The 290-nt window shown below is 41.7% G+C and carries 1 protein-coding gene; it reads right to left on the reverse strand.

Features of this window, described 5'->3' with window-relative positions:
- Positions 1-290, reverse strand: a 290-nt coding sequence (locus tag FE394_RS19500) for a hypothetical protein (protein WP_319927967.1), incomplete at both ends; no start/stop codon positions are given.

The raw sequence follows: 290 nt of genomic DNA on the forward strand, positions 1-290 counted from the left end.
CCGTTTTGTGTGATCTTCCACTTCACATCTTTAATTTCTGTATTTTCTAATACACGGCCATCACCAGCCAATACTACTGCGGTATAGGTAAATGGTGTCGGATCATGAGCCATTAAGGGACCTGAAGGGTTAACAAGTATCACATTATTCTGAATGTGGTACTTTGAGGGATCCGCAATAAAGGAAACAGGATGTTGAGCATCAACAAAGTCTTTACCTTCAATAGAGAGTGAAACCAGTAAATCTCTTATGGCTTCTTGGCTGGTCAGCTTCGCAATTAGCTGTCCCTG

The sequence above is a fragment of the Xenorhabdus littoralis genome, assembly GCF_033949345.1.
GTDB lineage: Bacteria > Pseudomonadota > Gammaproteobacteria > Enterobacterales > Enterobacteriaceae > Xenorhabdus > Xenorhabdus littoralis.